Source organism: Tabrizicola sp., from assembly GCF_034366665.1.
Lineage (GTDB): Bacteria > Pseudomonadota > Alphaproteobacteria > Rhodobacterales > Rhodobacteraceae > Tabrizicola.
Map to the genome: position 1 here is coordinate 19295 of NZ_JAXMMF010000115.1, position 18886 is coordinate 38180.

General features: G+C 65.5%; 18 protein-coding genes. 11 read left to right on the forward strand and 7 right to left on the reverse strand.

Annotated features, from left to right (window positions below; all coding sequences use genetic code 11):
* Positions 1–44: 44 nt before the first annotated feature.
* On the reverse strand, positions 45–1070 hold the full coding sequence (gene mgrA / locus U1E69_RS16035) for an L-glyceraldehyde 3-phosphate reductase (protein ID WP_322245399.1): 1026 nt from the start codon (positions 1068–1070) through the stop codon (positions 45–47).
* A gap of 85 nt (positions 1071–1155) precedes the next feature.
* On the opposite strand from mgrA, the gene U1E69_RS16040 reads away from it, so the two are divergent.
* Positions 1156–1998 carry a YihY/virulence factor BrkB family protein gene (locus tag U1E69_RS16040; protein WP_322245401.1) on the forward strand — a complete coding sequence of 281 codons (843 nt, stop codon included), beginning with the start codon at positions 1156–1158 and terminating at the stop codon, positions 1996–1998.
* A 54-nt stretch (positions 1999–2052) separates the two neighbouring features.
* Here U1E69_RS16040 and U1E69_RS16045 read toward each other — a convergent pair whose 3' ends face one another.
* Together U1E69_RS16045 and U1E69_RS16050 are read right to left on the reverse strand one after the other, a co-directional pair.
* The gene (locus tag U1E69_RS16045) at positions 2053–3720 is read right to left on the reverse strand and encodes a glycoside hydrolase family 3 protein (RefSeq protein WP_322245403.1); all 1668 of its coding nucleotides are present in this window, start codon (positions 3718–3720) and stop codon (positions 2053–2055) included.
* 9 nt (positions 3721–3729) lie between these two features.
* Positions 3730–5010, reverse strand: coding sequence for an ROK family transcriptional regulator (locus U1E69_RS16050; protein WP_322245404.1), 1281 nt, complete (start codon positions 5008–5010; stop codon positions 3730–3732).
* Between the two features lie 214 nt (positions 5011–5224).
* On the opposite strand from U1E69_RS16050, the gene U1E69_RS16055 reads away from it, so the two are divergent.
* The 6 genes from U1E69_RS16055 to xylA all read left to right on the forward strand — a co-directional run bounded on the left by U1E69_RS16055 (position 5225) and on the right by xylA (position 12470).
* On the forward strand, positions 5225–6250 hold the full coding sequence (locus U1E69_RS16055) for a substrate-binding domain-containing protein (protein WP_322245405.1): 1026 nt from the start codon (positions 5225–5227) through the stop codon (positions 6248–6250).
* A gap of 149 nt (positions 6251–6399) precedes the next feature.
* Positions 6400–7425, forward strand: a complete 1026-nt coding sequence (locus U1E69_RS16060; protein WP_322245406.1) for a substrate-binding domain-containing protein — start codon at positions 6400–6402, stop codon at positions 7423–7425.
* Between the two features lie 139 nt (positions 7426–7564).
* Positions 7565–8956 (forward strand): sugar ABC transporter permease, encoded by a 1392-nt coding sequence (locus U1E69_RS16065; protein ID WP_322245408.1) that lies wholly within the window; start codon positions 7565–7567, stop codon positions 8954–8956.
* A 12-nt stretch (positions 8957–8968) separates the two neighbouring features.
* Positions 8969–9733, forward strand: a complete 765-nt coding sequence (locus U1E69_RS16070) for an ATP-binding cassette domain-containing protein (protein ID WP_322245409.1) — start codon at positions 8969–8971, stop codon at positions 9731–9733.
* Positions 9733–11172: a xylulokinase gene (gene xylB, locus U1E69_RS16075; RefSeq protein ID WP_322245410.1), complete on the forward strand. Its 1440-nt coding sequence runs from the start codon at positions 9733–9735 to the stop codon at positions 11170–11172. Before U1E69_RS16070 ends, xylB begins: the two co-directional genes overlap by 1 nt.
* Positions 11169–12470, forward strand: a complete 1302-nt coding sequence (xylA, locus tag U1E69_RS16080) for a xylose isomerase (protein WP_322245411.1) — start codon at positions 11169–11171, stop codon at positions 12468–12470. Before xylB ends, xylA begins: the two co-directional genes overlap by 4 nt.
* A gap of 76 nt (positions 12471–12546) precedes the next feature.
* On the opposite strand, the gene U1E69_RS16085 is transcribed toward xylA, so the two are convergent.
* Entirely contained in the window at positions 12547–13389 is an 843-nt protein-coding gene (locus U1E69_RS16085; RefSeq protein ID WP_322245413.1) for an SDR family oxidoreductase, read from the reverse strand.
* A gap of 90 nt (positions 13390–13479) precedes the next feature.
* On the opposite strand from U1E69_RS16085, the gene U1E69_RS16090 reads away from it, so the two are divergent.
* The 4 genes from U1E69_RS16090 to U1E69_RS16105 all read left to right on the forward strand — a co-directional run bounded on the left by U1E69_RS16090 (position 13480) and on the right by U1E69_RS16105 (position 16547).
* Positions 13480–14115 carry a class I SAM-dependent methyltransferase gene (locus U1E69_RS16090; protein ID WP_322245414.1) on the forward strand — a complete coding sequence of 212 codons (636 nt, stop codon included), beginning with the start codon at positions 13480–13482 and terminating at the stop codon, positions 14113–14115.
* 74 nt (positions 14116–14189) lie between these two features.
* Positions 14190–15662 (forward strand): AMP nucleosidase, encoded by a 1473-nt coding sequence (locus U1E69_RS16095; protein WP_322245415.1) that lies wholly within the window; start codon positions 14190–14192, stop codon positions 15660–15662.
* 162 nt (positions 15663–15824) lie between these two features.
* The gene (locus U1E69_RS16100) at positions 15825–16112 is read left to right on the forward strand and encodes an HU family DNA-binding protein (RefSeq protein WP_322245416.1); all 288 of its coding nucleotides are present in this window, start codon (positions 15825–15827) and stop codon (positions 16110–16112) included.
* Positions 16113–16181: 69 nt separating this feature from the next.
* Entirely contained in the window at positions 16182–16547 is a 366-nt protein-coding gene (locus tag U1E69_RS16105) for a VOC family protein (RefSeq protein ID WP_322245417.1), read from the forward strand.
* On the opposite strand, the gene U1E69_RS16110 is transcribed toward U1E69_RS16105, so the two are convergent.
* The 3 genes from U1E69_RS16110 to U1E69_RS16120 all read right to left on the reverse strand — a co-directional run bounded on the left by U1E69_RS16110 (position 16544) and on the right by U1E69_RS16120 (position 18835).
* Complete coding sequence (locus U1E69_RS16110) at positions 16544–17320, reverse strand: enoyl-CoA hydratase (RefSeq protein WP_322245418.1); 777 nt, start codon at positions 17318–17320, stop codon at positions 16544–16546. The two genes, U1E69_RS16105 and U1E69_RS16110, sit on opposite strands and share 4 nt — an antisense overlap.
* A 75-nt stretch (positions 17321–17395) precedes the next feature.
* On the reverse strand, positions 17396–18247 hold the full coding sequence (gene mutM, locus U1E69_RS16115; protein ID WP_322245419.1) for a bifunctional DNA-formamidopyrimidine glycosylase/DNA-(apurinic or apyrimidinic site) lyase: 852 nt from the start codon (positions 18245–18247) through the stop codon (positions 17396–17398).
* Positions 18248–18835, reverse strand: coding sequence for a hypothetical protein (locus U1E69_RS16120; RefSeq protein WP_322245421.1), 588 nt, complete (start codon positions 18833–18835; stop codon positions 18248–18250).
* Between the last annotated feature and the right edge of the window lie 51 nt (positions 18836–18886).

The window sequence follows — 18886 nt, forward strand, 5'->3', positions numbered from 1 at the left end:
TCGCAAAGCAAGGAAGCCGGCCCTGGGGCCGGCTTCTTCCCTTCTCAATCCTCGGACGACCGCGCCCAGAGGTTGATGTCCTTTTCTTCCGAGATGGCGTCGATCTGGGCAAGTTCATCCGCCGTGAAGTCCAGCTTCTGCAACGCGCCGACGCAGTCCACGACCTGTTCGGGCCTGGATGCCCCGATCAGCGCCGTGGTGATCCCACCGTTCCGCAGGACCCAGGCCAGCGCCATCTGCGCCAGCGTCTGGCCCCGGGCGGCGGCCATGTCGTTCAGCTTGCGGACCGAGCCAAGCGCCTTTTCCACCACGGACGGATGCAGCGATTTGTCCTGCGCCGCACGGCTGCCTGCCGGGATGCCGTTCAGGTACTTGTTGGTCAGGATGCCCTGCGCCAGCGGGACAAAGGCGATGGAGCCTACCCCCAGCTCTTTCAGCGTGTCCTTCAGCCCGTCGGTTTCGACCCAGCGGTTCAGGATGTTGTAGCTGGGCTGGTGGATGAGGAGCGGGGTCCCCAGATCCTTCAGGATCGCCACTGCCTCACGCGTGCGCTGGCTGTTGTAGCTGGAGATCCCGATATACTGCGCGCGGCCCGAGCGGACGATGTGGTCCAACGCGCCCATCGTTTCTTCAAGCGGCGTTTCGGGATCGAAGCGGTGCGAGTAGAAGATGTCGACATAGTCGAGGCCCATCCGCTTCAGCGACTGGTCGCAGGACGCGATGACGTATTTCCGGCTGCCCCATTCGCCGTAGGGGCCGTCCCACATCAGGTAGCCTGCCTTGGACGAGATGATGAGTTCATCGCGCAGGCCCTGGAAGTCGGTTGCCAGCAGCTCTCCGAACGCTTCTTCGGCGCTGCCGGGCGGGGGGCCGTAGTTGTTGGCCAGGTCGAAATGGGTGATCCCAAGGTCAAAGGCGGTGCGGCAGATCGCCTGTTTGGTGGCGTGCGGCGTGTCGTGGCCGAAGTTGTGCCACAGGCCCAGGCTGATCGCTGGCAGTTTCAGGCCGGAATGGCCGCAGCGGTTGTAGATCATCCGCTGATAGCGGTCGGCGGCGGGGGTATAGGTCATGGGGTCCTCCTGTTCGCGCTATCATGCAGCGAGGGTCGGGCGGCTTCAAGTTGCGCCGGGCGGCAATCCGGGGGATGCTGGACGGATGAAGATCGTACGCGAGGTTTGGGACTTTCTGGTCTGTGTCTGGACGCGGGTCGGAGACGGGCATTTCGGCCTGATCGCGGCGGGCGTGGCGTTCTTTGCGATGTTCGCCGTCTTTCCCGGCCTTGCGGCCGCGGTCGCGGTCTGGGGGATGTTCGCGGACCCGCGCGCCATCCAGGGCTATCTCTCCATCGCCGAGCGCTTCCTGCCGCCCGAAGCGGGGGCGCTGGTGCATGACCAGGTGATGGGCCTGATCACCGCGCCGCGCACGGCGTTGCAGTGGACGACGCTTCTGTCGCTGCTGATTGCGTTGTACTCGGCCCGGGCGGGGGTCTCGGCGCTGGTGCAGGGGCTGGACGTGGTGCATCGGTCGCGGCCCCGGGCCTGGCTATGGGGTTGGGCGGTGGACTTCGTCCTCACAGGGGCCTTGATCGGGGCGCTGTTCGTGGCATTGGTGACCGTGGTCGTCGTGCCGATTCTTCTGAACTACGTCCAGTTGGGGACGTTCGAGGCCTGGCTGACCAAGGTGCTGCCCTGGGCGGCGATGTTCCTGCTGGTGGTGACCTGCCTGTCGATCCTGTATCGCTTCGGCCCCAATGTGCAGGGGGGGTTCCGATCGCCCTGGATCAGCGTCGGGGTGCTGGTGGCGGCGGTGGCCTGGGCGGGGGTGTCGATCGGGTTCTCGTTCTACCTTGCCAATTTCAACAGCTACAACGCGATCTACGGGTCAATCGGGGCGGTGATCATCCTGATGATGTGGCTTTACCTGTCGGTCTGGGCCGTCCTGCTGGGCGGGGCGATCAATGCTGAACTGGACGCCCGGATGCGGGCGGCTCGTCGGTGACTTCGTTCCTCCTCGCGGTCCTGCGACGAGAAGCCGAAGGCGCACGAGGAGCGGTCAGTAGCGCGCGTCGGGCTGGCCGCAGAACGGGTCGACCGGGTTTGTCCCGTGGAACGGCGCGCGGCCCAGCAGGCAGTCGACCGTGGCGCGCTGCATCGTGTCCATCGTGGCATAGGCGTTGACCACGCAAGGCAGGCGTGGCGCGTCATATAGGTAGTAGGGATAGCCGAACGAGATCAGCGCCGTCGGCACCTGATACCAATGCCGCGCCATCGCGCCGAACATCCCTCCGGTCAGGCGGTTCCAGTCCAGGAAGATGCGGCCTCGGGTCAGGAGGGTTTCCTCGGCCATGACATAAAGGACAAGGTCGAACTGGCGCGGGTCGGGGCGGGTGGCGGGGTCGTAGAGCGTCACGTCGAACCCTTCGGCGCGAAGGCGGTCGGGGAAGAGCATCGGCATCCCGTCGCCATGCAGCGGCGTGACGATGCCGGTGGAGTAGACCAGCACCCTGCGGTGGCGGTCGGGGGACAGGGGCAGGATGCCCTGCACGTCCTTGACCAGCGTCGGCGCGCGGGCGGTGATCTTGCGGGCGGCCTCGGCATTGGCGGGCAGCGCAAGCTTCGAGCGGTCGGCGGGGGCCTTGCCGGTCTGGTGCAGGCCAAGCGCCGCCTTCAGGCCCAGAACGCGAACCATCGCTTCGTCCAGCCGTTCGCCGGTGATCCGGCCATCGTCAAGCGCGGCTTCGATCCGGGTGATGTCGGCTTCGGGCTCATCGGAGAACAGGATGATGTCGCAGCCTGACGACACCACCTCGGGCAGCGCCACATCGCGATGCGCCCAGGCGCCCAGACCGGCCATTGGCGTTGCATCCGACACGATGAGACCGTTGAAGCCCAGCTCATCGCGCAAAAGCGTCTGGTTCAGCAGGCGAGAGACCGAGGCGGGGCGGTAAGCCTCGACGCCTGCGTCGGGGTCCTGCGCCAGAACATAGGCGGGAAAGGCGATATGGGCGGACATGACCGACATCACCCCGGCGTCGATGGCCGCGCGGTAAAGCGCGCCGTGGGTGGCTTGCCAATCGTCGATGGAAAGCGGGTTGATCGTGGTCACAAGGTGCTGGTCGCGGTCGTCGTGGCCTTCGCCGGGCCAGTGCTTGACCGTGGCGGCGACGCCTGCGGACTGAAGCTCGCGGATAAGGGCCAGCGCGTGGTCGCGGATGCGGGTGGGGTCCGACCCCAGGCCGCGCGTTGCGACGATGGGTGAGCGGAAGAGGGCGTTGATGTCGATGACCGGGGTAAAGGACCAGTTCACGCCCGCCGCCCGCGCCTCGGTGGCCATGATCCGGGCGATGGTGGCCGAGGCCTGGACGTCGTCCACGGCGGCCAGGGCCAGGGGGTTCGGCACCTCGGTCCCGAACGAGGGGCTCATCCGGCTGCCTTCCAGATCGGCGCTGACGAAATAGGGGATGTCAGCGGCGGCGCGGAGGGCGTCCAGGGTGTCCAGTTCGGCTGTGGCGTCGGGGCCGAAGAACTTGGTGATGCCGGCGGGGGAAAGGGCGGTGATGCGGTCGACCACCTCTGGTCCGGTGCCAAAGCAGATGTGGACGAACAGCTGGCGGACCTTGGTGGCCCGGTCCATCCCGGAGAGGGTGGCGCGGACCCAGGCGCGTCCGCCCGCGTCAAGATTGAAAGGCGCGGCAGAGAGGATGCGGTCGATCTGGTCCATGAGATGCCTTTATTGCGCAGCGATTTCGCGGGTGGCGGGGGCCAGGATCGCCTCGGTCACTTCGGACAGCGCCAGCGCCGCCGCGCCATGCGCCCAGAGAAGGTCGCCCCAGGCGTGGATCTCGATGGGCGGGCGCGGGCGGCCGGTGTTGATCGCCAGATTGTCCATCTCGGCCAGGGTTTCCGCGGCGTAGAGGTAGTCGTAGCGCATCCGTTCGCCCGAGAGGATGATCAGCGACGGGTCGAAGAGGTTGACCACATTGGAAAGCCCCAGCGCCAGATAGCGCCCGGCGCGGCGGAAGATCGACTTTGCCGTGACGTTCCCGGCCTTGGCATGGTCGTACAGGCTTTCGAGGAGAACGTTGATCGGCTGGCTTTCCTTGTGCCCCCAGTTCAGCGCCGTCGCCGCCTCGCGCGCAAGGGCGTAGTCGGCGACATAGGCCTCGATGCAGCCGCGCTGGCCGCAGCGGCACAAGGCGCCGTCCAGTTGGACCTTGGTGTGACCCAGTTCCATCCCCAGCCGCTGCGCGCCGCGATAGATGCGGTGGTTCATAACGAACCCCATGCCGACGCCGTGTTCGATGGTCACGACGGCGAAGTCCGACAGGCTGCGACCCGCGCCGAACCACAGCTCGGCCAGGGCGACAAGGTTGGCGTCGTTGTCGACATAGGCGGGCAGGCCCAGGCGGGCGGTGGCGGCGGCGGCGATGGGGACGTTGCGCTCGGCCAGGATCGAGGACCAGAAGACCATCCCCTCGGCGCAGTCGACAAAGCCGGGCAGGCCGATGCCCACGGCGGAAAGGTCGGACCGGTTCATGTCCGCCTTGGCGCAGACCCGGGCGAGCAAGGTCTCGATCGCTTCCAGGATTTCGGGCAGGGACATCGGGCCGGGTTGGCGCGGGATGGCATCATCGGCAATCAGCTTGCCGGCGAAGTCCACGATCACGGCGGTATGTTCGCGATCCGAAAGCTTCATCCCGGCGACACGGTGGGCTTGGGCGCGCACGCCCAAAGCCACGGCGGGACGGCCGCGACCGGCGTCGTTGTCGCGGGGGGCGGCGACCTCTTCTATCAGGCCGGCTTCGATCAGTTCGGACGAAATGGTCGTGACCGTGGCAGGACTGACACCCAGATCCTTGGCCAGCTGCACCCGGGGAATAAGGCCCGCGGCGCGCACCAGGTCGAAAACCTGCTGGCGCAGCGGGCGCTGGCTTTCGGTCAGCGGCGGGATCAGCGGGCCGACACCTTTGCGCCCGTCACCGCTGGCGGGCCGAGTCGCCGTAAGAGGCATTTATTCGATCCCCGAAGTAAACGTTGCCAAATGTGGCAGGCGACGCCCCCACTTAACCCTATTTTCGCCGGATTTGCCCGGACACTCGCGAATGCCCAGCTTCTGTCAGACGATTTATTTTGACAACTGAAATTGTTGTGGCAGCGTTGGGCCGAAGTTGGCTCAACTTTAAGCGGTAGCCTGGTTGGGTCCCATTCTTGGTAGGAGACACCCCATGCGCAGCCTTATCCTGGCGGCAGCCTTGGTCATCACAAGTTTCGCGTCCGGTGCCTTTGCCGAAGGCAAGCGGATTGGCGTCGCCTGGGGGGACTTCCAGGAAGCGCGCTGGCGCTGGGACGCCACGGCGATGCGGTCGATGATCGAGCGCAACGGCAACAAGTACATCCCCACCAATGCGGGCGGCTCGGCCGAACAGCAGCTGCGCGACATCGAGAAGCTGGTGGCGGAAGGCATTGACGCGCTGATCATCCAGCCGGTCGACAAGGAGGCCATCGGGCCGGGCGTCGACCGTGCGGCAGCGGCGGGCATTCCGATCCTGGGCTACGACCGGATGATCGAGGACGAGCGGGTGTTCTACCTGACCTTCGACAACGTCGGCGTCGGACGCCTGATCGCGGCCATCGTCAAGCAGGTCCAGCCCGAGGGCAATTATGCGATCATTCTGGGCGATCCCAGCGATGCAAACAGCACGTTCCTGCGGCAGGGCATGGAAGAAGTGATCGGGGCCGCAGTGGCGGGCGGGCAGATCACCATCGTCGGCGAAGCCAATGCCGACGGCTGGAAGCCCGAGAATGCCAAGGCGGTGATGGAGAAGATCCTGGCCGACAGCGGCAACCAGGTTGACGCGGTGCTGGCCCAGAACGACGGCATGGCGGGGGCGGCGATCGAGGCGCTGCAAGCCGCGGGTCTGTCGGTCCCGGTGGGCGGGCAGGACGGCGACAAGGCCGCGCTGAACCGGGTGGCGCAGGGGCTTCAGACGGTGTCGGTCTGGAAGAACAACTTCGATCTGGCCAAGCGCGCCGGAGAGATCGCAGGCCTTCTGGCCGAGGGAACGCCGATGAACCTGATCCCCGAGGCGACCCAGTTCTCGGGCGGCGAGAAGGGGATTCCGGTCTGGGCGATCCTGCTGACGCCCACGCCGGTCACGGTCGACAACCTGGATGTCGTGATCGACGCGGACCACGTCACCAAGCAGGACGTCTGCAAGGGCGCGATGCCCAGCGTCGCCGCCTGCCAGTAACGCAGCCCGGCACGGCAAAGGCGCCAAGGCCCCGCAGCTTTGGCGCTTTTATATTTTGACAACTGAAATTATTCGCGGCACATTCGCGCCTGTCACGGCGAATCTGCCGGGCCGGTCATCTGCTGGCCGATACACTAGGGAGGTTACACATGCGTACCGCAATTCTCGCCGCCGTTCTGGCGGTGACCGGCTTTTCGTCCGCCGCGCTGGCCGAAGGCAAGGTGATCGGCGTCAGCTGGGCGCAGTTCCAGGAAGAGCGCTGGAAGATCGACGAAGCCGCGATGAAGGCCGCGATCGAAGCTGCCGGCAACACCTACGTTTCGGCGGACGCGCAGTCGTCGGCTGAAAAGCAGCTGTCGGACATCGACGCGCTGATCGCGCAGGGCGTTGACGCCCTGGTCATCAACGCCTGGGACAAGGACGCCATCGGGCCGGCCATCGAGAAAGCCGCTGCCGAAGGCATCCCGGTCGTCGGCTACGACCGCCTGATCGAAGACGACCGCACCTTCTACCTGACCTTCGACAACGTCGGCGTCGGCCGCATCATCGCGGAATCGGTGTTCGCCGTGGCCCCCAAGGGCAACTATGCGATCATCAAGGGCGACCCGGGTGACCCGAACGTCGGCTTCCTGCGTCAGGGCATGGAAGAAGTCATCGGCGCAGCTGTTGCCTCGGGTGACATCGTGATCGTCGGCGAAGCGAACTCGGACGGCTGGAAGCCGGAGAATGCCCAGAAGAACATGGAGCAGATCCTGACCGCCAACAACAACGCCGTTGACGCCGTTCTGTCGCAGAACGACGGCATGGCCGGTGGTGCTGCTGCTGCGCTGGCCGCTCAGGGCCTGAACGTTCCGCTGGGTGGCCAGGATGGCGACCTTGCCGCGATCAACCGCGTTGCCCGCGGCACCCAGACCGTTTCGGTCTGGAAAGACGCGCGTCAGCTTGGCAAGGCCGCTGGCGAAATCGCCTCGGCTCTGGCGGAAGGGGCCGCTCTGGACGCAGTTCCGGGCGCGACCAAGTTCTCGGGTGGCGAGAAGGGCGTTGAAATGAACGCCATCCTGCTGTCCCCGACCCCGATCACCAAGGACACGCTGAACGTGGCGATCGAAGCGGGCCACATCACCAAGGAACAGGCTTGCGAAGGCGCGATGCCCGACGTCGCTGCCTGCCAGTGATCTGATCCTCCGGCGCCGTCCCCCAAGGGGCGGCGCCACTCCCTTTCTCTCTGGCTGGACCGTCGCCCCAGGGGCGTGATGGCGCGCATCCTGCGCCCGGCTCTGGCACAGCCCCATCCCTCTCAGGCTGGACGAGGACATGACCGCAACACCCCAATCCCCGACGACCCATGCGCCGAACGAAGGCGGGTTCTCCCGCTTTTTGCGCGCGACCGAGATTGATCCACGCCTTCTGGGCATGGTCGGCGCGCTGCTGCTGATCTGGGTCGCGTTCGAGGCGTACTCGACCTTCGTCCTTGGCCGCCCCTCGCTGCTGCTGGGCGCAAGCCAGGCCGAGGCGAACGGCTTCCTGACCCCGCGCAACCTGTGGAACCTGTCGGTTCAGACGGCCTATATCGGCATCATGGCGACGGGGATGGTGCTGGTCATCATCACCCGGAACATTGACCTCTCGGTCGGGTCGATCATGGGCATGGTCGGCATGTACATGGGCCTGTTGCAGGTCGAATACCTGACTCCGGCGCTGGGCCTGGGCCATCCGTCGATCTGGATCATCACGGTGATCTTCGGCATCGCGATGGGTGCGCTGATCGGGGCCTTCCAGGGCGTGCTGATCGCCTTCCTGGGCATCCCGTCCTTCATCGTCACGCTGGGCGGCCTGCTGGTCTGGCGGGGTGCGGCCTTCTTGGTCGCGGGCGGCAAGACCATCGCGCCGCTGGATGACACCTTCGCGCTGATCGGAGGCGGGTCCTTCGGCGCGCTGGGCAAGACCGGCAGCTGGATCTTCGCGGTCATCGCCTGCGTCTTCGTCGTCTGGGCCTTCCTGAACGGCCGCCGGTCGCGCAAGACCCACGGCTTTGCGCAGCGCCCGGTCTGGGCCGAGACCTTCGTGATCGGTCTGGTCTGCGCCGTGATCCTGGGCGCAACGGCAATGGTCAACAGCTACATCTGGCCGCTGGGGAACATCCAGAAATACTATCAGGCCCTTGGGCAGGAAGTTCCGGCCTGCGCGCAGAAGGGTGGGGACATCTACACCGACGTCTGCGCCAGCTTTGGCCACGGCTTCGCCTATCCGGTGCTGATCATGATCATCGTCGCCATCGCGATGACCATCCTGATGACCCGCACCCGGTTTGGCCGCTATGTCTTCGCCATCGGTGGCAACCCCGAGGCGGCGGCATTGTCCGGCATCAACACCCGCGCGATGACGGTGAAGATCTTCACCCTGATGGGCGGGCTGGCTGGCGTGGCCGCCGTGATCGGCGCTGCACGTCAGAACAGCGCCACCAACGCGATGGGGAACCTGGACGAGCTGTACGTCATCGCCGCTGCCGTCGTGGGCGGCACCTCGCTGGCTGGCGGCGTCGGCACGATCTACGGCGCGATCATCGGGGCGCTGATCCTGACGTCCTTGCAGACCGGCATGGTGCTGATCGGCTTTGGCGACGGGTCCTACCAGCGCATCGTGATCGGCGTGGCGCTTGTCCTCGCCGTCTGGCTCGACATCGTTTACCGCAAACGCATCAAGTAAGGGGCTGATATCATGGTAGACAGAACCGGAACCCCGCTTGTCGAACTGCGCGACATCTCGATTTCCTTCGGGGGGATCAAGGCCGTGGACCACGTCACGGTCGACCTTTTCCCCGGCGAGGTCGTGGGCCTTCTGGGCCATAACGGTGCGGGCAAGTCGACGCTGATCAAGTGCCTGTCGGGGGCCTATCAGAAGGACGCAGGGCAAATCCTGATCAACGGCCAGGAGGTCGAGATCAAGGACCCCCGCGACGCCCGCGCGCAGAACATCGAGACGATCTACCAGACGCTGGCTTTGGCGGACAATCTGGATGCGGCCTCCAACCTCTTTCTGGGGCGTGAGCTGGTCGGGCCGATGGGCTTTGTCGACGAGTCGAAGATGGAGGCGGAGACGCGGAAGATCATGGGTCGGTTGAACCCGAACTTCCGCAAGTTCAACGTGCCGGTGAACATGCTGTCGGGCGGCCAACGCCAGTCGGTCGCCATCGCCCGGGCGGTGTATTTCAACGCCAAGATCCTGATCATGGACGAACCCACGGCTGCGCTGGGTCCGCATGAGACTCAGATGGTCGCCGAATTGATCCAGGAGCTGAAGGCGCAGGGCCTGGGCATCTTCCTGATCGAGCATGACATCCACAACGTCATGAAGCTGTGCGACCGGGCCAGCGTGATGAAGAACGGCCAGCTGGTCGGCACCGTCGATGTCAAGGAGGTCACGGATGACGACATCCTGGGCATGATCATCCTGGGCAAGAAACCCCAGCACCTGGCCGCGTGATGTATATCGGGCTGGACCTTGGGACCTCGGGTCTGAAGGGGATATTGATCGGCGAGGATCAGGCGGTCCTGGCCGAGGCCACCGCCCCCCTGACCGTGCAGCGCCCCCATGAGGGGTGGAGCGAGCAGGCCCCCTCGGACTGGATTTCAGCGGCCGAGACGGTGCTTGACCGGCTTGCCGCGCAGCAGTCGCTGGGACAGGTCCGCGGGATCGGGCTGTCGGGCCATATGCACGGCGCGACCCTTCTGGACGCGCGGGACGAGGTCCTGCGGCCCTGCATCCTGTGGAACGACACCCGCAGCTTCGAGGAAGCCGCCGAGTTGGACGGCGACCCGATGTTCCGGCGTCTGACCGGCAACATCGTCTTCCCGGGGTTTACGGCGCCGAAGCTGATGTGGGTTGCCCACCACGAACCCGGCATCCGCGAACGGCTGGCGAAGGTCCTGTTGCCAAAGGACTATCTGCGCCTTTGGCTGACAGGAGAGCATGTCGGCGAGATGTCCGATGCGGCGGGGACCAGTTGGCTGGACACCGGCAAGCGCGACTGGTCGGACGAGTTGTTGCAAGCGACGGGGCTGGACCGCAGCCATATGCCAAGCCTGGTCGAAGGCTCGGAAGTTTCGGGCTACCTGCGGGAGGCGCTGGCTTCACGCTGGGGTCTGCCGAAGGGCGTGGTCGTGGCCGGGGGTGGCGGCGACAACGCGGCCTCGGGCGTGGGTGTGGGTGTCGTGCGGGCCGGGGAGGCGTTTGTCTCGCTGGGCACCAGTGGAGTCCTCTTTGCCGCGAACGACGGCTATCAGCCGGACCCCGCGACGGCGGTGCATACGTTCTGCCACGCGCTGCCGAACACCTGGCACCAGATGGGCGTGATCCTGGCCGCGACGGATGCGCTGAACTGGTATGCCAACCTGATCGGCACCGATGCTGCCCGGCTGACCGGCGAACTTGGCGACCTGCAAGCCCCCGGCAAGACCATCTTCCTGCCCTATCTGGGTGGCGAGCGGACGCCCCTGAACTCGGCCACTGTGCGCGGGGCCTTCACCGGCCTTGAACACGCGACCGACCGCAAGGCCGCGACCCGCGCCGTGCTGGAAGGGGTGACCTATGCCATCCGCGACAGCCGCGATGCGCTGGCGGCGACTGGCACGAAGCTGGAGCATCTGCTGGCGGTCGGGGGCGGCAGCCGCTCGGACTATTGGTTGAAGCTGATCGCCACGGCGCTGGATTGCCCGGTGCAGCTGCCCGTTGCCGGCGATTTCGGCGGGGCCTTCGGTGCCGCGCGCCTCGGCCTTATGGCCGCCACAGGCGCGGGGGCCGAGATCGCGACCCTGCCGCAGATCGCCAGAACCATCGACCCCGATCCTTCCCTCAAGGACGCCTTTGACGCGGGGCATGCCCGCTTCCGCGCCGCCCAATCTGCCATCAAGGATCTGACATGACCGACTTTTTCAAAGGCATCCCCGCCATCAAGTACGAGGGTCCGAATTCGACAAACGAATTCGCCTTCCGCCACTACAACCCGGACGAGGTCGTCATGGGCAAGCGGATGGAGGATCACCTCCGCTTTGCCGTCGCCTATTGGCACAGCTTCGCCTGGCCGGGCGGCGACCCGTTCGGCGGGCAGACGCTGCAGCGCCCCTGGTTCGGCGACACGATGGCGCTGGCGAAGCTGAAGGCTGACGTTGCGTTCGAGATGTTCGATATCCTGAACGTGCCCTTCTATTGCTTCCACGACGCCGACATGCGGCCGGAAGGGGCGACCTTTGCCGAAAGCCTGAAGAACCTGAACGAGGTCGCGGATTACATTGGCGAAAAGCAAGGCAAGCACAAAGCCAAGCTTCTTTGGGGCACGTCGAACCTGTTCAGCCACCGCCGCTGGATGTCGGGTGCCGCGACAAACCCCGATCCGGATGTCTACGCCTATGCCGCAGCCACGGTGAAGGCGAACATGGACGTGACGCACCGGCTTGGCGGACAGAACTATGTCCTCTGGGGCGGGCGCGAGGGGTATGAGACGCTGCTGAACACCGACCTCAAGGCCGAACGCGACCATGCGGGACGGTTCCTGCAGCAGGTCGTCGAGTACAAGTACAAGATCGGCTTCAAGGGCACGATCCTGATCGAACCCAAGCCGCAAGAGCCGTCGAAGCACCAGTACGACTATGACGTGGCCACGGTCTATGGCTTCCTCAAGGACTTCGGTCTGGAGGGTGAAGTGAAGACCAACATCGAACAGGGCCATGCCATCCTGGCGGGTCACAGCTTCGAGCATGAGATCGGTCTGGCCGCAGCGCTGGGCATCTTCGGGTCGATCGACATGAACCGGAACGATTATCAGTCCGGCTGGGACACCGACCAGTTCCCGAACAACCACGCCGAAAAGGCCGTGGCCTTCTACGAGATCCTGAAGGCGGGTGGGTTCACCACGGGGGGCGTCAACTTCGACGCCAAGATCCGTCGCCAGTCGCTGGACCCCGAGGATCTGATCCTGGCCCATGTCGGCGGCATGGACACCTGCGCCCGCGCCCTGAAATCTGCGGCGGCCCTGCTGGAGTCGGGTGAGATGGAGGCCGCGAAGGCGGACCGCTATGCCGGCTGGAAGGACCCCAAAGCGCAGGCGATGCTGAAAGGCAGCCTGGAAGAAGCCGCCGCGCGGGTGACTGCCGAAGGCCTGGAGCCGCAACCCAGGTCCGGGCGGCAGGAGCGGTTGGAGAACCTCTGGAACCGCTACGTCTGACGACTGCTCCTCGTTCGACTTCGTCTCCTCGTCGCCGGACGGCAGCGAGGAGCGACGAAGTCGAACGACGAGCGGTTCAGTCGCCTGCGGCCAGTAAAGCCGCAAGGCCTTGCGGATAGTCGGGGTAGAGAAGCTTCACCCCAAGCTCGTCCTTGATCCGGTCGTTCCGGACCTTCTTTGACTCGCTGTAAAAGCCAAGCGCCATCGGGGTCATCGTCGGCGCGACCTCGTCAAAGGGCACGGCGGGAGGCTCGGGCAGTCCCAGGAGCTGCGCGGCGTAACCGATCACGTCCTGTGGTGGGCAAGGGTTGTCGTCGCAAACGTTGTAGGCCGCCCCCGGGTTCGGACGGAGCATCGACGATTCCAGCACCTGGGCGATGTCGTCGACATGGATGCGGCTGAAGACCTGGCCCGGCTTGATGATCCGGCGGGCCGTGCCGTCGCGCACCTTTTCGAAGGGGCCGCGACCGGGGCCGTAGATCCCGGCAAGGCGGAAGATGTGGACCGGCAGTCCAGTGGCAAGCCACTGCCCCTCGGCCAGGACCCTTTGCCGGCCCCGGTCGGACTGCGGGGTCAGGGGCGTGGTCTCGTCGACCCAGCCGCCGCCATGATCGCCGTAGACGCCCGTGGTGGACAGGTAGCCGACCCAGCCGGCCTTGGCCTTCGCGATCTCGGGCACCGCCTGAAGGAACGGATCGCCCTTCGCGTCAGGCGCGGCCGAGCAGAGGATATGCGTCGCCTCGTCCAGCGCCCAGCTGAGGTCACCGGGCCACATCAGAGGTTCGACGCCTTCGGCATGGAACTGGTCGGCCTTGGCCGGGTTTCGGGTGGTACCGACGACCCGCCAGCCTTGGGCAACCAGGCGGCGGGCAAGGGCGCGGGCAGAGTAGCCGTGGCCAAGGGAAAGGAGCGTTGACATGCGGCGACTATCGGGGCGTGGAGAAGTGGAGGCAAGGGGTTGCGACAGGGACGTGCGCATTCCATGCTGGGCGCGACGCGGAGGTGACAGATGGAGCAGGGTCTGAAAGGCGCGCTGGGTCTGACCGGGCCGGAGGCTTGCCTGGCCCATTACCGCGACTGGGCCGCCAGCTACGACCAGGGCTTCGCGACCGAGATGCAGTATCTGCTGCCCGCCCATGTTGCCGCCGCCTTCCTGGGCGCGCAGGGGCAAGGGCCGGTCCTGGATGTGGGCGCGGGCACCGGGCTTCTGGCCGCGGCGTTGCGGCAGATGGGGTTCGAGGACCCGATCGACGCGGTGGATTTCTCGTCCGCCATGCTGGAGCGTGCGGCGGAAAAGCGCATCTATGACGGGCTTTTCCAGACCGACATCACCCAGCCCCTGACCCTGACGCGCCGCTATGGCGGGATCGTCAGCTCGGGCACCTTCACGGCAGGGCATGTCGGGCCCACGGCCTTGCCGCACCTTCTGGCGGTGGCGCGACCACAGGCTCAGTTCGCGCTGTCGATCAACCGGCGGGTCTGGAGCCTGGCAGGTTTCGATGACGCGCTGGAGGCTTTGGGCGCCCAAAAGCGGATCACCGACCTGCAGCTGATCGAGGTCGAGGTCTACGGTGCGGCGGCAGCACAGATCGACTCCGCCCATGCCGGGGACCGGGCGCTGATCGCCCTTTTTCGCGCGGCCTGAGCTGTCATAATCGCTTCACTTGCGCCCGCACCCCGGTTTCGGCTTATATGCCGGATCAATTTGCAGGACCCGCAATGGACGACGCCCACACCATCCTTTCCCCCGAAGCCCCGGCGCATGAAAGCTTTACCAGTGCGGCCGACGCCGTCGACCGGCTGGAGGCCCTGTATTCGCAGGCGACACAGTTCCTGTCCGACCAGTTCCTGCGCACGGTGTCGAAAGGGCACCCGGGTCGCCGCATCCGGGCCTATTACCCGGAAATCCGCATCACCATCACCAGCTTTGACAAGGTGGACACCCGGCTTGCCTTTGGCCATGTCTCCAGCCCCGGGACCTATGCCACCACGATCACGCGGCCCGACCTCTTTCGCAACTACCTGACCCAGCAGATCGAGCTTCTGATCCGCAACCACGGGGTGTCCGTGGACGTGGGCCTGTCCGAAACCCCGATGCCCGTTCATTTCGCCGTCTCGGGCAGTGCTGTCGCCATCCCGCAGGAAGGGGTGATGGACTTTTCGTTGCGGGACGTCTTTGACGTGCCGGACCTGGTGACGACGAACGACGACATCGTAAACGGCGTGATGACGCGGTATGACGACGGCTCGGCCCCGCTGGCGCCGTTCACGGCGCAACGGGTGGACTACAGCCTGGCCCGCCTGTCGCATTATACCGCGACCGACCCGACGCATTTCCAGAACCACGTCCTGTTCACCAACTACCAGTTCTACGTGGACGAGTTCGAGGCCTATGCCCGCGCTGTCCTGGCGGACAAGACCTCGGGCTATACGGCTTTCGTGGCGACCGGCAACCAGGTGATCGAGACGCCGGACGGCGAGATCCATCCGGTCACCAAGATGCCGCAGATGCCGACCTATCACCTGAAGCGGGCCGACGGGAACGGGATCACCCTGGTCAACATCGGCGTCGGGCCGTCCAACGCGAAGACGGCGACCGACCACATCGCCGTCCTGCGCCCGCATGCCTGGCTGATGGTCGGCCACTGCGCGGGCCTGCGCAACAGCCAGTCGCTGGGCGATTTCGTCCTGGCGCACGCCTACCTGCGCGAGGATCACGTGCTGGACGACGACCTGCCGATCTGGGTGCCGATCCCGGCGCTGGCGGAAATCCAGATCGCGCTGGAAAAGGCCGTGGCCGAGGTCACTCAGCTTGAAGGCTATGAGCTGAAGCGGATCATGCGCACCGGCACTGTCGCCACCATCGACAACCGCAACTGGGAGCTGCGCGACCAGTCCGGCCCGGTCCGCCGTCTGTCGCAGTCCCGCGCCGTTGCGCTGGACATGGAAAGCGCCACCATCGCCGCCAACGGTTTTCGGTTCCGGGTGCCCTACGGCACTCTCCTCTGCGTCAGCGACAAGCCTCTGCATGGCGAGCTGAAGCTGCCCGGCATGGCCTCGGACTTCTACAAGACGCAGGTCAGCCGTCATCTGCAGATCGGCATCCGCGCGATGGAGCGGTTGCGCGACACGCCAATCGAACGGCTTCACAGCCGGAAACTCCGGTCTTTCGAGGAAACGGCCTTCCTTTGACGGGCAAAAATGCCCGGGAACCGGGTTGTCAGGTGGTTTTTGGGTTGATTTTGACCCCCAAACCGTGTGTCTGGGCCGGGACCCCGGAACGGGGGGACGCCCGGCTTTTACGGGTGGAAACGTGCATATGACACGAAGCGAATAACAACGAAGGATGATCCAATGTCCAAACCGATGACCAAGACCCAGCTGGTGGCTGCCCTTGCCGAAGAAATGGGCGGCGACAAGAAGACCGCGAATGCGGCTCTGGATGCGATTGCTGCGGTCGTGTCGCGTGAAGTCGCTGCTGGCGGCACCGTGACGTTGCCCGGCCTCGGCAAGGTGGCCTGCAAGGCCCGCCCCGAGCGTCAGGTTCGCAACCCGGCCACGGGCGAGACGATGACCAAGCCCGCCGACAAGCAGGTCAAGTTCGCCATCGCCAAGGCGCTGAAGGATGTGGTCAACGGCTAAGGCTTTCCGCCTGTCGTGATGTATGAGAGGGTCGTCCCAGCGGGCGGCCCTTTTCCTTTGGAGGCAGGCATGGCCAAGGTCACCGGCATCGGCGGCATCTTCTTCCGGGCGCAGGACCCCGAGGCGCTGAACACCTGGTATCGGACCCATCTGGGCATCACCCAGCCCGACCTGGCCGTCTGGATGCAAGAGGCCGGGCCGACCGTCTTTTCCCCCTTCAAGGCCACGACCGATTACTTCGCCGCCGAAAAGCAGTGGATGCTGAATCTGCGGGTCGATGATCTGGCGGGGCTGATCGGGCAGCTGCGCACCGCGGGGATCGCGGTCGAGACGCGGGAAGATTGGGACGGCGACGGCAGCTATGGCACCTTCGCCCGCATCCACGACCCCGAAGGCACGCCGATCGAGCTGTGGCAGCCGCCCTTGGGGGCCTAGCGGTCGCGGAACTGCGGCTGGCGTTTTTCCAGGAAGGCGGCCATGCCCTCTTTCCGGTCCTCGGTCGCGAACATCGCGTGGAACATGCGGCGTTCGAACAAAAGCCCCTCGGCCAAGGTGGTTTCCTGCGCGCGGTTCACACATTCCTTGACGACGCGGGTGGTGACGGCCGATTTCTCGACGATCTTCTGCGCGGCCTTCATCGCCTCTTCCAGCAGGCTTTTCGCCGGGACCACGCGGCTGACAAGGCCGCAGCGTTCCGCCTCGGCGGCGTCCATGAAGCGGCCGGTCAGGTGCATGTCCATCGACTTCGACTTGCCCACGGCGCGGGTCAGGCGCTGGGTGCCGCCCATGCCGGCGACGATGCCAAGGTTGATTTCGGGCTGGCCGAACTTGGCGCTGTCGGCGGCGATGATGAAATCGCACAGCATGGCCAGCTCGCAGCCGCCGCCCAGGCAATAGCCCCCAACGGCGGCGATGATCGGCTTGCGCGCGCGGGCGATGGTCTGCGCTTCGGGGCCGAAAAGGTCGTCGAAGAAGACGTCGATGAAGCTTTGCTCGGCCATCTCCTTGACGTCCGCCCCGGCGGCGAAGGCCTTTTCGGACCCGGTGATGACGATGCAGCGGACGCGTTCGTTGGCTTCCGACGCGGTCACGGCCGCCGCAAGCTCGCGCATCAGGGTCGAGTTCAGGGCGTTCATGGCATCGGGGCGGTTCAGCCGGATCAGCGAGACATAATCCTCGATCTCGACGATCAGCGTTTCATAGGCCATGCCCGCCACTCCCCTTGCCCGCCTCCTGGATGGCGGTCGGGGGTGACTCCTAGCACCAATCGGCGCGTTGGCAAGTCAACTCTGGCAGGTGGGGCACCAGAAGGAGGACCGGCCGGACTGCACGGTGCGGGTGATGACGCCCTGGCAACCGGGGGTCTCGCAGGGGTCGCCTTCCCGGTCATACACTTGAAAATGCTTGGAAAAATAGCCAAGTTCACCATTGGCCTGCCGAAAGTCGCGCAAGGAGGAGCCGCCTGCCTCGATGGCTTCGGCCAACACCTCGCGGATGATCGGGACCAAGGCATGGACTTGGGGGTCCCCAAGGTCTCCCGCCAGCCGCAGCGGGCTGACATGTGCCCGGAACAGGGTTTCCGCGACGTAGATGTTGCCCAGGCCCGCCACGATCCGCTGGTCCAGAAGTGCGGCCTTGATCGGGGTCTTCCGCCCCTTCAGCCGTCCTGCGAGATAGGGTTCGTTGAAGTCGTTGCCGAAGGGTTCGGGCCCCAGGTCCTTCAGCAGAATGTGGTCTTGCGCGCGGTCTGTGGGCATCAGGTCCATCGCACCGAAACGGCGGGCGTCGTTGAAGGTGATCCGCGCGCCGTTGTCCATGTGCAGGACGACATGGTCATGTTTCTGTGGTGCAGGGTGGTCGTGGTAGAAGGTGCCGAGCTGCGCGCCGGAAATCAGCATCCGCCCCGACATTCCCAGATGGACCAGCAAGGTCTCGCCGCTGTCGAGGTCGGCGAGGATATACTTTGACCGCCGCCGCAGCGCCGTCACCCGCCTGCCGGTCAGCCGGTCGGCCATCCGTTCCGGCAGCGGCCAGCGCAGGTCGGGACGGTTGACCTCGGCCTGCGCAATCACGGCCCCTTCCATGACCGGCAGCAGGCCGCGGCGGACGGTTTCGACTTCGGGAAGCTCGGGCATTCAGACCTCGCGCAGGACGGCCTGTGCCTTTTCCCGCAATGCGGCGTAACCCACAACATACTTGTGCGCCTGCACGACCTTGCCGCCCCGAAAGTGGAAGGCAAGGAACCAGCCCTGCCGTTCGGTGACTGCCTCAAGCTCGCGCCATTTGTGGGTCGTGTGGCCGAACCACCAGCGGGGCAGAGTGATCGTATCGCGGTCGTAGCTGATTTCGTAGAAGGTCGTGTGCAGGGCCAGCCAGAAAACCAGCAGGATGATGGCGGTTTCGATGCCCGGGACCTTGGCCTTCATCTGGACCGACGTGACAACCAGTGCCACAAGAACCCCCCAATAAAGAAGCTTCAGTCCCAGCGTGGCCTGCAGCCGGCGCGTGCCCAGAGTCTCCTTCGCCAAAGCATCAATGCCGATCAGCGAGACGATGCGCGACATGCCGTCGGGGCGGTACAACTCGTTTCCTTGCGGCACCAGGCCCGCGGGCATTCGCTTGCGCAGCCGCCAGGCCAGGATCAGCCGAAGGACAAAGAACGCCGCCCCCGCGGCCAATGCAAGCAATAGGGTCCAGACAAAACGCTCCCCCTCGGCCTGCATCGTCCCCCCCCCTGCGGCAGTTTGCGGTTTCCCTTCATGGGCACCGGGCGC